The organism is Microbacterium sp. I2 (assembly GCF_051364985.1).
Taxonomy (GTDB): Bacteria; Actinomycetota; Actinomycetes; order Actinomycetales; family Microbacteriaceae; genus Microbacterium.
Genome location: NZ_JBLWIH010000023.1, coordinates 77,477 through 90,540 on the forward strand (window position 1 = coordinate 77,477; position 13,064 = coordinate 90,540).

Annotated in this window: 11 protein-coding genes; 7 read left to right on the top strand and 4 right to left on the bottom strand. The window is 72.5% G+C overall.

Annotated elements, in window-relative coordinates:
- The first annotated feature begins 17 nt into the window (after positions 1–17).
- Positions 18–830: a VOC family protein gene (locus ACLKM7_RS17305; RefSeq protein WP_436448540.1), complete on the top strand. Its 813-nt coding sequence runs from the start codon at positions 18–20 to the stop codon at positions 828–830.
- A gap of 40 nt (positions 831–870) precedes the next feature.
- Here ACLKM7_RS17305 and ACLKM7_RS17310 read toward each other — a convergent pair whose 3' ends face one another.
- The 4 genes from ACLKM7_RS17310 to ACLKM7_RS17325 all read right to left on the bottom strand — a co-directional run bounded on the left by ACLKM7_RS17310 (position 871) and on the right by ACLKM7_RS17325 (position 3,975).
- The gene (locus tag ACLKM7_RS17310) at positions 871–2,376 is read right to left on the bottom strand and encodes a flotillin family protein (protein WP_436448541.1); all 1,506 of its coding nucleotides are present in this window, start codon (positions 2,374–2,376) and stop codon (positions 871–873) included.
- A gap of 48 nt (positions 2,377–2,424) precedes the next feature.
- Complete coding sequence (locus tag ACLKM7_RS17315; RefSeq protein ID WP_436448542.1) at positions 2,425–2,892, bottom strand: NfeD family protein; 468 nt, start codon at positions 2,890–2,892, stop codon at positions 2,425–2,427.
- A gap of 91 nt (positions 2,893–2,983) precedes the next feature.
- On the bottom strand, positions 2,984–3,406 hold the full coding sequence (locus ACLKM7_RS17320) for a DUF1801 domain-containing protein (protein WP_436448543.1): 423 nt from the start codon (positions 3,404–3,406) through the stop codon (positions 2,984–2,986).
- Positions 3,403–3,975 (bottom strand): HhH-GPD-type base excision DNA repair protein, encoded by a 573-nt coding sequence (locus tag ACLKM7_RS17325; RefSeq protein ID WP_436448544.1) that lies wholly within the window; start codon positions 3,973–3,975, stop codon positions 3,403–3,405. Before ACLKM7_RS17325 ends, ACLKM7_RS17320 begins: the two co-directional genes overlap by 4 nt.
- 106 nt (positions 3,976–4,081) lie before the next feature.
- Here ACLKM7_RS17325 and ACLKM7_RS17330 point away from each other — a divergent pair, with 106 nt between their 5' ends.
- The 6 genes from ACLKM7_RS17330 to ACLKM7_RS17355 all read left to right on the top strand — a co-directional run bounded on the left by ACLKM7_RS17330 (position 4,082) and on the right by ACLKM7_RS17355 (position 13,064).
- Positions 4,082–6,475 (top strand): FtsX-like permease family protein, encoded by a 2,394-nt coding sequence (locus ACLKM7_RS17330; protein ID WP_436448545.1) that lies wholly within the window; start codon positions 4,082–4,084, stop codon positions 6,473–6,475.
- Positions 6,472–9,186, top strand: coding sequence for an FtsX-like permease family protein (locus tag ACLKM7_RS17335; RefSeq protein WP_436448546.1), 2,715 nt, complete (start codon positions 6,472–6,474; stop codon positions 9,184–9,186). Before ACLKM7_RS17330 ends, ACLKM7_RS17335 begins: the two co-directional genes overlap by 4 nt.
- Positions 9,187–9,190: 4 nt before the next feature.
- A complete protein-coding gene (locus tag ACLKM7_RS17340) occupies positions 9,191–10,144 on the top strand; it encodes an ABC transporter ATP-binding protein (protein ID WP_436448547.1) in 954 nt (317 codons plus the stop codon).
- Positions 10,141–10,959, top strand: a complete 819-nt coding sequence (locus tag ACLKM7_RS17345) for an ABC transporter ATP-binding protein (protein ID WP_436448548.1) — start codon at positions 10,141–10,143, stop codon at positions 10,957–10,959. Before ACLKM7_RS17340 ends, ACLKM7_RS17345 begins: the two co-directional genes overlap by 4 nt.
- A gap of 48 nt (positions 10,960–11,007) precedes the next feature.
- On the top strand, positions 11,008–12,576 hold the full coding sequence (locus tag ACLKM7_RS17350) for a protoporphyrinogen/coproporphyrinogen oxidase (RefSeq protein ID WP_436448549.1): 1,569 nt from the start codon (positions 11,008–11,010) through the stop codon (positions 12,574–12,576).
- A gap of 101 nt (positions 12,577–12,677) precedes the next feature.
- The gene (locus tag ACLKM7_RS17355) at positions 12,678–13,064 is read left to right on the top strand and encodes a hypothetical protein (protein WP_168911887.1); all 387 of its coding nucleotides are present in this window, start codon (positions 12,678–12,680) and stop codon (positions 13,062–13,064) included.

The window sequence follows — 13,064 nt, forward strand, 5'->3', positions numbered from 1 at the left end:
GGCGAGAGAAGGACGGCATGCCCGGCGAACAGCGCACCTACCCGACCGGCGTTCCGTGCTGGGTGGACGTCACCGCTTCCGACCTCGACGAGGCCACGCGTTTCTACGGCGGACTTTTCGGGTGGGAGTTCCACGACGCGACGCCGTCCGGTGCGTCTGGCGCGTATCTCATCGCGACGTTGGACGGTGAGGATGCCGCCGCTCTCGCATCCGGTGACGACGCGCGCTGGATGAGCTACATCGCGTGCGAGGACGCTGATGCGGCCGCCGACGCCGTCCTGCGCGCAGGCGGAGCCGTGCTCGAGGCGCCGGGCGACGCGGGCCCGGGCGGACGGATGGCGACATGCGCCGACCCGCAGGGCGCAGTGTTCCGGCTGTGGCAGCCCCACCGGCGCCCCGGGGCGCAGATCGTCAACGTTCCCGGTGCGTGGAACTTCAGCGACCTCCACGCCCCCGACCCGGCCGCGGCGCAACGGTTCTATCGCGAGGCCTTCGGATGGCAGGTCGACGCGGATCTCGGCGCCGGCATGTTCCGGCTGCCCGGATACGGCGACCACCTCGCCGCGACGATCGATCCTGATATCCACGAGAGGCAGGCGTTCGCGCCGCCCGGCTTCGCCGACGTGATCGCGGGGTTCACGCCGAGCGACGAGAACGCCCGCTGGTGGATCCGGTTCACGGTCGGCGACCGCGACGCGTCGGTCGCCGACGTCGAGCGGCTCGGTGGTCATGTGTTCTCGGCCACCGACACCGCCTGGACGCGAGAAGCGGTCGTCGCCGACCCCGGTGGCGCGCGGTTCATCCTCAGCCAGTACACCCCGCCCGAGTAACCGAGAGTCGCGCTGACCACGTCCCTCCGCTCGCACTCGGTCAGTCGGCGCCGAGCGCCCCCGCCGCCTTGGCCGCCGCCGTCTTGGCGCCGTCGCCGGCTACGGCCTCGACACCCGCCGCCTTCAGCGCGAAGGCCTGCATCAGGGTGTTGAGGTCGAGCCCGGTGAGGTTCTTCACGACCTCCGTGCCCTCGCCGAGCACCTTGCCGACCGTCTTGGTCATCTCGGACGCGCCATCGGTCGAGATGACCGTGAGCTTGTCGATCGAGGCGATCGGCTCGGCGGCGGCGCGCACGATGTCGGGAAGGCGCGAGATGATCTCCTGTGCGAGAGCGGCCTCGCCGTACTTCTGCAGCGCCATGGCCTTGGCATCCGTCGCCGCGGCCTCGGCGAGACCCTCCGCCTGGATCGCCGAAGCACGTGCCTCACCCTCCGCCTTGACACCGGCGGCCAGAGCGACCTGCTTGTCACGCTCGGCCTCACCCGAGAACCGCACCGCGGTCGCCGCCGCTTCGGCATCCTGCACGGCGGCCACCTTGTTCGCCTCGGCGATCTTGGTGCGCTTGTAGGCGTCGGCCTCGGTCGCGGCGTTCGCCGCGTCGCGCAGGGCCGTCGCGCGCTGCACCTCGGCGTAGGCCTCGGCCTCGGCGGGCTTGCGGATCTCGATGTCGAGTCGCTCCTGGGTCACCAGCGCCTGCTCGGTGAGCGCCTCACGCTCCTGCATGGCGACGAGCTTGTCCTGCTCGGCGGTGGCGAGCTGCCCGGACGCCTGCGCCTCGGCGTTCGCGCGGTCGGTCTCGGCCTTGATGATCGCCTGCTTCAGGCTCAGTGCCTTCTGGCGCTCGGCGATCTGCTCGGCGGCCTCGATGCGGGCGAACTCGCTGGCCCGGGCGGCCTCGGCCTCGCTGATCTCGGCGACCTGGCGGGCACGCGCGGCTTCGGCGCGGCCCAGGTTGGCGAGGTAGTCGCTCCCGGGCGTCGAGATGTCGCTGATGTTGAGCAGATCGACCTGCAGGCCCTGTTCCACGAGGTCGGTCTTGGTCTCGGCGACGACGCGGTCCGACAGGCCCTTGCGGTCCGAGATGATCTGCTCGATGGTCATGTCGCCGATGATCGAGCGGAGCGAGCCTTCGAGCGACTCCTTGATGATCTCGGTGAGGGCGCCCTGCTGCGACAGGAATCGCTGGGCCGCGCGGCGCACACCGTCCTCGGTGCCCGAGACCTTGAAGTTGATCGACGCCTTGATGGCGATCTTGATGCGGTTCTTGTCGACGCCCTCGACGGTGATGCCGATCTGGCGCTGCTCGAGAGAGATCGAGAAGCCCTGCTGAAGGATCGGCCACACGAACGTGCGTCCGCCGATCACGACCCGCTGGCCGGTGCCCGCTTCGCCGGGCGCGGGCCTGCCGGCACCGCGACCGACGATCACGAGCGCCTCGTTGGGTGGCACGCGCCGGATGCGGCGCGCGATGAAGGTGATGAGGCCGAGCACCGCGATGACGAGGGCGACGACGGCGATGACCTGGATGAGGGTCGAATCGAGCATGGGTGACCTTCCGGATGCCGGGGGCCCCGGCGGATCGAGGGGTGGAGGTTATTCGGCGACGACTTTGACGCGCGTGCCCGAGTGCTCGACGACGCGGATGCGGACGCCCTCGGGAATGGGGGCGTCCGAGTAGGCGAGGCGCCGTTCGACCTCGCCGGGCCCGTCGAGGCTCACCTCGCCGCCGGCGGGCGAGATGTCGGACCGTGAGACGCCGCTGAGGCCCAGCGCCGAGAGCGGGACGCCGTCGGACGAGCGCGTCAGCCTCTTCACGAAGAACACGGCGACGAGGTAGGCGAGCAGGGCCAGCACCGCCGCGAGGACGTAGGCCCACACGGTGTCGAGCCCAGCCGTGTACGTCAGGACGCCGGATGCCCCGAACACGACGGCCGCGACGCCCAGAGCGGTGCCCGAGATGGCGCCGTCGCCGATCTCGAAGTGGTCGAAGATGTCGCCGACGATGAGCGAGATCAGCAGGACGGCGAGGCCGATCCCACCGACGATGAGGAAGGGCAGCATGTGGACTCCACGGCGAGGGACGGGTGCCCCCACCCTATCGACGGGCGCCGCCGCCGTGCGGACCTGTGGAAAACGCGGTCCGCTGCGTCCGTCAATCCGTGACGGTGAAGGTGACGTTCTCGACGTCTCCCTCGAGGACTCGCCGATAGTCCTCCGCGATGATCTGCCGCAGGACTTCGGTGTCGACCGTCTCGAGATCCTTGAGGTACAGGCATCCGACGCCCGTCTCGTGCGGTCCGAGCCTCGCGAGCTGCGGCGTGTGCTCGGCGGTGCTGAGCAGGTACACGGTGGTCGCCTGTTTGCGCGGTGCGAACCCGGCGATGGGCGCGTCCCCTTCGGTGCCGGTCGGATACCGGTAATGGCACGAACCGAACCCGATGATCGTGCCCCACAGCTCGGGCTCGCGGCCGGTGAGCTCCGACATGAGGGCGATCATGGTCTCGGCATCCCGCTGCCGCTTCGCGGGCGCCACCCCCGCGACGAACGCGGCGACGCTGCCACCGGTCTTCTTCATGCCTTCTCCTTGGCGGCGGCCTTCATCGCGCGCTTGTGCTCGCGCACGAGAGCGAGCGACTCGGGCGACACGATGTCGGCGACGCTGCGATGCGAGCCGTCCTCGCCGTACGGAGCGGATGCCTCGCGCCATCCGTCGCCGGTGAAGCCGTACTGCTTGCCGAGCAGTGCCAGGAAGATCTTCGCCTTCTGCTCGCCGAAGCCCGGGAGCGCCTTGAGCCGCTTCAGCACGGTCGGCCCGTCCGGTTCGTCACGGCGCCAGATCGCGGCGGCGTCGCCCGCCCAGTCCTGTGCGATCGCGGCGCACAGCGCCTGCACGCGTCCGGCCATGGACCCCGGGAAGCGGTGCACCGCCGGGGTCGCCTTGAACAGCTCGCCGAACGCGTCCGGATCGAACGAGGCCAGCGCCGAAGCATCCAGCGTCCCTGCTCGCTCCGCGATCTTGAGCGGACCGGCGAACGCGGTCTCCATCGCGACCTGCTGATCCAGCAGCATGCCGATGAGCAGTGCGAGCGGGTCGTCGGTCAGCAGCTGATCGGCGGCGGCATCGCCCGTGATGTGCAGCGTCATGTGCCCAGTCTCGCACCGCCGCTGTGGGTAAGTCACGGCGCGCGAGGCGGTCGGATAAGTTGGCAGGATCACGTCAGCGCCCGACGACCCGCGGAGGACCGAGCCCATGCCCGATCGCCGCGCGCTCTCGTCGGCCCGCCTGCTCGCGGTCCGGGCGCGGGCACGGGCCGGACTGCTGGCCAGCGCCGCTGCGACCGTCGCCGTCGCGATCGCCACGGTGTGCCTCGTGCTCGCATGGCTCGCGCGGGCGGTCGCCGTCGCGGGTGATCCGCCGCCTCCCGGCGTGCCCCCCGAAGATGTCGCGGCCCAGGTCGAGGCGGGGGCCGGGGCGCTGGCATCCGCTTCGCCGGCCCTCGTACTCCTCGTCGTGATCCTCGCGGGAACGGCCGTCGCTCAGCTGGCGGGTCTCATCGCCGCCGCTCGCGAGCACGAGACGGCCACGATCCGCGCCCGTGGCTTCTCACGGGCGCAGGCGTGGCTGACGGATGCTGCAGAGGGCGTCGCCACCGCGCTCGCGGGCGCGGTGGCCGGCGTGGTCCTCGCCGTCGTCGTGGCCGTGCTCGCGGGTGCGGCTCCGGTCGACGTGCTCGCGCAGTGGGTGTGGGTGGTGGTGACCGCACTGACGCTTGCGGCGGTGTTCGCCGTCGCGCTGCGCCGCGGCGAGCGTCGGCGCACATCTGCCCGCGGTGCACGGACGACCGCGGTGGCGCTCGTGGTGCTGGTGCTCCTGGCCTCGGCGCTCGTCGTCTGGCAGCTGCCTCTCGCGCGCGGCGCCGGCTTCGATCCGATCGTCGCGGTCGCTCCCGCCGTGGTCCTCATGGCCGGTGCGATCGTCGCACTGGCGGTGTTCGGCGCAGCCGCTGTCGCCTGGTCGCGACCGGCCGCGGCGGCCCCGGGTCTGGAACCCGGCTACCCGGCGCGGCAGGTGGCCCGCCGCATCCCGATCTACGCCGCCGCGGTGGTGCTGGTGGCTCTCACCGTGGCACAGGCGGTGTTCACGTCCGCCTACGGTGCGACCTGGGAGACGATGACCACCGATTCCGCGGCGGTGCGGGCCGGCGCCGACCTTCGCGTCGACACCGCGCCTCAGGCGGTCGACCCCCAAGACGTCGCCGTCTCGGCCGACGTGGAGGGGGTGGATGCTGCGGCCTCCGCCCTCGTGACCCCGGTCGAGATCGGCTCCACCGAGGCCCAGCTCGTCGCGGTGCCCTCCGAGGCGATCGATCCCGTGGTCGCCTCGGCGGGCGGGCTCATCGACAAGGAGGCGCTCTCCGCAGCGGTCACCGCCCCGGCCACGGAGGTCGTCGCGTCCGAGCCGGTGCCGCTCGGCGATGCCGCGACGGGGCTGGCGGTCACCGCGACGCTGTTGTCCTCCTCGCAGACCGTCGGTGCCGTGGCGCTTCACGCGCTGCTGCTGGACGCCACCGGCACGCCCGAAGCGGTCTCGCTCGAGGGCGAGCTCGCCGTGGACGGCGACGGGGCGGTGACGCTCGCCGCTGAAGCCGAACTGCCTGCCGGTGCGACGCCGTGGCGTCTGGCCGCCGTCCTCGCCTCCACGAGTCCGAGCATCGGCGGAGCCGAGATCGTGGTGACGATCGCGGGGATCGAGGCGGTGGGCGCCGGTCCGCTCGAGATCGCGGGGCAGACCGTGCTCGACGGGGGCGGCGACGATGCGGTGGTGTGGCTCGGCGACGGCGGCGTCCTCGCCGACGCACCCGCGGTGGAGGATGCCGCGCTTCCTCCCGTGGCGGCGGCGGTCACCGCAACGCTCGCCTCGCGCCTCGGGATCGGAGTCGGCGACCCGGTGGAGTTCCGCTACGCCGGCACCGGACGCCAGGGCGCGGCCGTCGTCTCGTCGGTGGTGGAGGCGGTGCCCGGGGCATCCTCGGGGCTCGCGCTGTTCGTGCCGATGGAGACGCTCCTGACCTCGCAGCTGCAGCGCGGCACCTCCATCGTGCCGCCGGGCTCGGTGTGGGCCGCCGGCGCTCCGTCGGCCGACGACGAGCTGAGCGCCGCGCTGGGCGACCGCCCCGTCACGACATCCGCTCCGGGCGTCACCGCGAGCGTCGTCGGCGCTCTCGTTCCAGGGTGGTGGATCGCCACTGCGGGTTCCGCGGTGCTGTCGCTGGTCGCGGCGTTCGCGATCGTGCAGACGCTCGCCATCGCGCGGCGCCGCGAGCTCGGGGTGCTCCGCGCGCTGGGCGTCGGGCATGGGCGCCAGGCCGGCATGCGCGCGGCAGAGCTCGGCGGGGTGTTCGGCGCGGCCGTACTGCTCGGCGCCGCGGCCGGCGGGCTCGTGTCGTGGCTGATCGTCCCCGAACTCGTGCGCGCCGTGACCCCCGGCATCCTGTCGATCGTGGGCGGGGTGACGATCGCGTGGATCCCGCTCGCGGCGGCGGTCGCGGCGCTCATCGCCGGTCTCGCGGTGGTCGTGGCGGCCGCGGCGGCAGGCGTCGGGCGGACGGCGCGGTCGGCGACGGTGGGGGAGGAGTCCCGATGACTCGTCGCGTATCGACCCGCGCGCTCGTCGCACACCACCTGCGGTCCCGCGCAGGCGGCGGCGCGATCGTCGCGGCGCTCGTCCTCGTGCTCTCGCTCCTCGCGACGGCTGCGCCGATCGCGCTGGGACTGCTCGGGGATGCGGCGCTCCGCGATCGCCTGGACGGTGTGCCGGCGACGCAGCGCGATGTCGTGTCGAGTTCGGTCGGTCTTCCGCAGATCTCGGTCGTGAGCGATCCGCTCACGACCGAAGGGGTGTGGGGCGGGTTCCTCGAGGCTCTCGAGGACATCCGGGAGTCCGCGGATGAGCCTCTGCCAGAGCTCCTCGGGGAGTCGTACGCCATCAGCCGCACGTCCGAGCACGGCCTCGTCGAGGCGCGCACCCGCGAGTTGCGCGTGGCGTTCGCTCCGGGCTTCGAGGACCACGTCCGGGTCGTGGAGGGGCGCCTCGCCGAGCCGGCCGGAGGGTTCGGGAACTGGACCGAGGCCGAGACGTCGACGGCGCAGCTCGAGATCGTTCTCTCGGTCGCCACTGCGGCCGAGATGGATTGGGCCGTCGGCGAGACCCGATCCCTGCGCACCTTCTCCAACACCGTGGAGTTCGTCCTCACGGGCACCTTCGAGGGGGTCGACGCGTCGGGCGACTACTGGCAGCACGTCCCCTCGGTGCTCGAACCGAGCATCTTCGACGACGGCAACCGTCCCCGTGTCGTCACGGCGACGGCCTTCGCACACCCGGCATCGCTGCCGTACGCCTATCTGTTCTCCGCCTCCCAGACCACCGACACGTGGTATCCGCTCGACACCGACCGCATCGAGGCGCGGTCGGCGGCGCAGACCGCCGCGGCACTGAACAAGCTCACGGCCGTGTCGCACACGGTCGCCTCGTCGGCCGGCGGCCCGGCCGGCATCCTCGGCGTGAAGTTCGACGCCGACATCACCGGAGAGATCGAGCTCGCCCTGGCGCAGGAGGCCTCGACCGCAGGCGTGATCGCGATGCTGATCGCCGGACCGATCGGCGTCGCCGTCGCCGTGCTCATCCTGGGATGCCGGCTGATCCTCGAGAGCCGCCGTCCGAGCCTGCGTCTGCTGTCGGCTCGCGGAACGTCGATCGCCCAGTTGCGCGGGCTGCTCGCGATCGAGGGTGTGTTCGTCGGTGCACTCCCCGCGATCCTGGGCGCCGCTGTGGCAGTCGTGGGAGGCTTGCTCCTCTTCGGGGCCGCGCCGGGCCCGGCGGCCCTGATCCCCGCGCTGCTGCTCGCGCTCGCGCCGATCGGGATCCTCGCCGTGCTCGCCCCGTCGGTGGCCGAGCGTCAGGTGCGCACCGACCTCGGCCGCCGCGGCTCGCGGCTGCGACTCATCGTCGAGGGTGCGGTCACCGCGCTCGCGCTGGTCGCCCTCGTCCTCCTCTTCATCCGTGGCTACAGCGCCGGGGTCGATCCGCTGCTCGCCGCGACACCGCTCCTGCTCGCGCTGGTCGCCTGCCTGCTGACGCTGCGCCTGTACCCGATCCCGTTGCGAGCGGTGCTCGGACGAGCGCGCGCGTCGGCGGGGCTCGACTCCTTCCTCGGCTCGGCCCGCGCACTGCGCGAACCGTCGATCGGCCTCACCCCTGTGCTAGCGCTCGTGGTGGGCGTGTCGGTCGCGGTGTCTTCCGGCATCCTGCTGTCCGCCCTGCAGACCGGGATCACCGAGGCCTCGAACGCCCAAGTCGGCGCGGATGTGCGGGTCAGCGGCGCGAGCCTCACACGAGAGCAGCTCGACCAGGCGGCGACCGTCGACGGGGTCGACGCCGCCGCGGGCATCTCGGGCGCCGAACCCGAGACGCTCGACATCGGCGGCGTCAAGCGCGGCACGTCGGTGTTCGTCGTCGACGCGGCCGACCTGGCGGCCGTGCAGGGGGACGGGCCTGGACTGCTGCCTCCCGGCGTCTCGCTCGAGCCCGTCCCGTCGGGCCCCATGCCCATCGTCGTCTCCGGATCGGTCGCCGATCTCATCGACGGCTCGGACGAGGTCGACCTGGGCGGTGTCGCCGCGGAGGTCGTCGGAGTGACGCGGGGGCCGGTGCCCATCGGGACGAGGGAGAACTGGATCGCGATCGACTCCTCGTACGCCGAAGAGGTGCTCGGCCGGGATCCGTCCGACCGTACGCTCCTCGTCAGCCTTGCGCCGGGTGCATCGCGCGACACGGTCGAATCCGGCCTGCGGGCGATTCTCGGCGACGACGTCCGCGTCGACACCGCCGACGAGATCGCGGCCTCGATCCAGTCCGGCCCTGCCGTGCAGGGCGTGCGTGCGGCGCTGCTCGCGGCGACCGCCGTGGCCGCGCTCCTCAGTGCGCTCGCGATCGTCATGACGCTCACCCTCGCCGCCGCCCCCCGTGCGCGCGTGCTCGCGCTGCTGCGCACACTCGGCGCCCCCTCTCGGTCGGCCACGTCGCTCGCGCTCTGGGAGATCGGCCCGCCCGCCGCTGCCGCCGTGGTCGCCGGAACGGTGTTCGGAGCGCTCGTGCCTCTTGTCGTGCTGGCCGCCGTCGACCTGCGCCCGTTCACCGGTTCGTCCGTGGCGCCGGCGTACCAGGTGGACGGCGGGATGCTGGCGCTGACGCTGGGCGGCTTCATCGCGCTGGCCGTGCTGCTCACCGCGATCGCCTTGCTGGTGTCGCGCCGCATCCGTGCCGCGGGCGCACTGCGCACCGTGGAGGAAGGATAGGACCATGGCCGCTCTCCCAGACGCCGACATCCTGTGCGTGGATCTCGTGCGCATCTTCAAGGTGCAGGCCGCGAACGGCGCCGGCGTCGAGGTGCAGGCGCTGCAGGGGCTAAACCTGCGGATCGACCCCGGCGAGCTCGTCGCCGTCGTCGGCGCCTCGGGCTCGGGAAAGTCGACGCTCCTGTCGATCCTGTCGAGCCTGGACCAGCCCACCGCCGGGGTGGCGTGGGTCGCCGGGCACGACCTCCTGACCATGAAGGAGAAGGAGCGCGTGGCGTTCCGGCGCCGCAGCGTCGGGTTCGTGTGGCAGCAGACGTCGCGCAACCTGCTGCCCTACCTCTCGGCGAGCGAGAACGTCGCCGCGACGCTCGCGATCACGGGCGAGGCGAAGGGCGCGGCTGCGCGTCGTGCGAGGGTGGCCGAACTGCTCGACCTGCTCGAGGTCTCGCACTGCGCCGACCGCCGTCCGGCCGAGATGTCGGGCGGCGAGCAGCAGCGCGTCGCGATCGCGGTCGGCATCGCCAACCGCCCGCGCGTGCTCCTCGCCGACGAGCCCACCGGCGAACTCGACGACACCACCAGCGCGCACGTGCTGGAGGCGATGCGCTCGGTCAACCGCGAGCTCGGCGTGACGACCCTCATCGTCACGCACGACCCCGCGGTGTCGGAGCACGTCGCCCGCACCGTGCAGATCCGCGACGGGCGCACCTCCACCGAGGTGCTGCGTTCCACGAGACTCGACGAGCACGGCGCCGAGCATCACGTCGCCGAGGAGTACGCCGTGCTCGACCGCGTCGGCCGCCTGCAGCTCCCCGACGAGTTCGTGGCGGCGCTCGACCTTCGTGAACGCGTCCGACTCGCGCTCGAGCCCGACCACGTCGGTGTCTGGCCCGGCCAGCAGGCCCGGCCCGAGGCATCCGTCAGCCCGGAAGCACCGTCCACAGAGGAGCCGTCATGACCCTTGCCCTGCGCGGGGAGAAGCTGACCCGCACCTTCGCATCCGCTGCCGGCGAGGTGCACGCGTGCGTCGACATCGACATCGAGGTGGCCGCGGGCGAACTCGTCGTGGTGCGAGGCGCATCGGGCGCCGGAAAGACGACACTGCTGAACCTGCTGGGCGTTCTGGACCGGCCGACGTCGGGCAAGGTGTGGATCGGCGACGTCGAGACCACCGCGCTCGACGAGGACGCGCTCGCCGAGCTGCGCCGGGAACGGCTCGGCTTCGTCTTCCAGTCGTTCGGCCTCATCCCGATCCTCTCCGCCGCCGAGAACGTCGAGCTGCCGCTGCGCATCGTGAAGACGCCGGCCGCCGAGCGTGAGGAGCGCGTCGCCGAAGCACTGCGGCTCGTCGGTCTCGCCGATCACGCGGCGCAGCGCCCGACCGAGCTGTCGGGCGGCCAGCAGCAGCGCGTCGGCATCGCACGCGCCATCGCCGCGCGACCGCACGTGCTGATCGCGGACGAGCCGACCGGCCAGCTCGACTCCCGCACCGCCGCGACGGTCATGGACCTCATCGGCGAGCTCGTGCACTCGCAGGGTCTCGCGGCCATCGTCTCCACGCATGACCCGCTGCTGGTGCAGCGCGCCGATCGGGTCATCGAGCTGCACGACGGCCGCGTCACGTCGGTGGCCGGACCGCCGGCATCCGTCCCCGAATCGGCCGCTGTGGCAGGGACGGATGCCGCCGCCGAGCACGCGACGGTCTCCGAGGAGCTCCCGCACGCTCCCCTCACCCGCGCCGAGGCGCGCGAGCAGCGCCGCTCGGCCGACTGACGAGGCTGTGGTCTGCTCGCTCCGAGTGCCGCGGATACCGGTGGGAGGATGGATGCCGTGACCGGTGCGCCTGAACCCCTCGACGAACTGGTCACGCACGCACGCGAGACGCACGTCGTCGTGATCGGTGGCGGGATCGCAGGGCTGGTCGCCGCGTGGGAGTGCGCCAAGCTCGGGATGGGGGTGACCCTGGTCGAGGCATCCGGCGATCTCGGCGGTGTCGTCGGCGCGGCGGAGGTGGCGGGTCTCGAGCTCGAGACGGGCGCGACGTGCTTCTCGACGCGGGACGGCGTCGTGCGCCGGCTGGTCGAGGAGGTCGGCCCGGGTGCCGTCATCGTGCGCCCCGGCGATGACCACGAGTGGATCGCCGGCCTGCCGAAGGGCGGGGCCGCCCCGGTGCCCCGCGAGAACGTGCTCGGCATCCCCGCGAATCCGTGGGACGAGAGTGTGCGGAACGTGATCGGCTGGGGCGGTGCATGGCGCGCGTACCTCGACCGGCTGCGTCCGCCCATGACGATCGGCTCGCAGCGCAGCCTCGGCCGGCTGGTGCGGGGCCGCATGGGCACGCGGGTGCACGACCGCCTGGTCGCGCCGCTGAGCGTCGACCGCTTCGGGCTGGCGCCCGACGACGTCGATGTCGAGATCGCGGCACCCCGCCTCAACCCGGCTCTCACCCGCACCGGATCGCTGGGCGCCGCCGTCTCCGAACTGCGTCTCGGCGCCGACCAGGCACCCGCGATCGAGGGCATCGACGGCGGGATGCCGCGGCTCATCCACGCGCTGCGCGAGAAGCTCATCGAGCGCGGCGCCGACGTGCGCACCGGCACACGTGCCGTCGGGCTCGAGCGGTCTGACGCGCGCTGGACCGTGGAGCTCGAGTCGGACGACGCCGGTGCGGCGGACGTTCAGGGGGCAGGTGCTGCGGTTTCGGGCGTCGGGTTCCCGCGGGAGGTGCCCCTCGACGCGGCGAAGGGCGGCGCGCGGGCGGCCCTCGTCGCCGACGCGGTCGTGGTGGCGACCGATGAGGGGAGTGCACGGATGCTTCTCGCCGGCCTCCTTGCGGAAGAACCCGTCGAAGCGACAGTGCCCGCGGGCATCGCTCGCGAGGTCGTGACCCTGGTGGTGGACGCGCCCGAACTCGACGCGGCACCGCGCGGCGTGAACGTGCACGCGGTGCCGGGCTCGCATCGCGCCGTCGGGGTGGCCCACGACACCGCCCGATGGCAGTGGCTCGCACAGGCCGCCGGACAGGGGCGGCACGTGCTGCGGGTCGCCTTCGGCAGGCCCGAGGCTCCGCCCGCGACGGCGGATCTGGACGACGCGGATGCCGCGGAGCTGGCCCTCGCTGAGGCATCCGCTCTCCTCGGCGTGACCCTGGGCGCGGACCGCCTGATCGGCGCGCACCGCGCACGGTTCACGCTCGTGCCGCCCGCGTCGGCGCGTGGCCGACTCGACGCCGCGTCGGCAGCGCGGAGCCGGATCTCCCGCGCGGAGGGGGTCGCGGCCGTCGGCGCATGGCTGTCAGGAAGCGGGCTCGCGCAGGTCGTCGCCGACGCGCAGGATCAGGCCGATCGCCTACGCCGCGCGCTGCTCTTCGGAGCCGACGCGCGAGGGTGAGTGCGCTCTTTCCGCCCGTGTCAAGGGCGGATGCCGGAATCGGAATACAGGGCTACCCTGGGGAGATCGTCAGGTGCATCACCGAGTGTGAGGAGACCCCAATGAGGGGCAAAGCAGGACTCGTCGTCGGAATCGCCATCGGATACGTGCTCGGCACGCGCGCCGGCCGGGAACGCTATGAGCAGATCAAGGCCCAGTGGCTCAAGGTCTGGAACCTCGACCCGGTGCAGGAGCAGGTCGGCAAGGTCAAGGACTTCGCCAAGACGCAGGCGATGGCCCTTCCCTCCACGCTGTGGGACTCGGCAGTGAAGGTCGCGCAGGCCGCCGGTTCGAAGGGCACGCCCGGCCAGAAGCTGGATGCCGCGATCAAGGCCGGCGAGGAATCGGCCGACGACGTCGGCCAGGCCGCAAAGAAGTCGGCGTCGGCCGTGAAGGACGCCGTCGACGAGGCCGTGGACGACGCGTCCGACGGCCGTGGCGGAGCATGA

What these genes read in the sequence shown, in the direction of transcription:
- ACLKM7_RS17315 (WP_436448542.1), bottom strand. Translation starts at nt 2,892, where the DNA reads ATGCTGCCCTTCCTCATCGTCGGTGGGATCGGCCTCGCCGTCCTGCTG.
- ACLKM7_RS17330 (WP_436448545.1), top strand. Translation starts at nt 4,082, where the DNA reads ATGCCCGATCGCCGCGCGCTCTCGTCGGCCCGCCTGCTCGCGGTCCGG.
- ACLKM7_RS17305 (WP_436448540.1), top strand. Translation starts at nt 18, where the DNA reads ATGCCCGGCGAACAGCGCACCTACCCGACCGGCGTTCCGTGCTGGGTG.
- ACLKM7_RS17320 (WP_436448543.1), bottom strand. Translation starts at nt 3,406, where the DNA reads ATGAAGAAGACCGGTGGCAGCGTCGCCGCGTTCGTCGCGGGGGTGGCG.
- ACLKM7_RS17335 (WP_436448546.1), top strand. Translation starts at nt 6,472, where the DNA reads ATGACTCGTCGCGTATCGACCCGCGCGCTCGTCGCACACCACCTGCGG.
- ACLKM7_RS17350 (WP_436448549.1), top strand. Translation starts at nt 11,008, where the DNA reads ATGGATGCCGTGACCGGTGCGCCTGAACCCCTCGACGAACTGGTCACG.
- ACLKM7_RS17345 (WP_436448548.1), top strand. Translation starts at nt 10,141, where the DNA reads ATGACCCTTGCCCTGCGCGGGGAGAAGCTGACCCGCACCTTCGCATCC.
- ACLKM7_RS17310 (WP_436448541.1), bottom strand. Translation starts at nt 2,376, where the DNA reads ATGCTCGATTCGACCCTCATCCAGGTCATCGCCGTCGTCGCCCTCGTC.
- ACLKM7_RS17325 (WP_436448544.1), bottom strand. Translation starts at nt 3,975, where the DNA reads ATGACGCTGCACATCACGGGCGATGCCGCCGCCGATCAGCTGCTGACC.
- ACLKM7_RS17340 (WP_436448547.1), top strand. Translation starts at nt 9,191, where the DNA reads ATGGCCGCTCTCCCAGACGCCGACATCCTGTGCGTGGATCTCGTGCGC.
- ACLKM7_RS17355 (WP_168911887.1), top strand. Translation starts at nt 12,678, where the DNA reads ATGAGGGGCAAAGCAGGACTCGTCGTCGGAATCGCCATCGGATACGTG.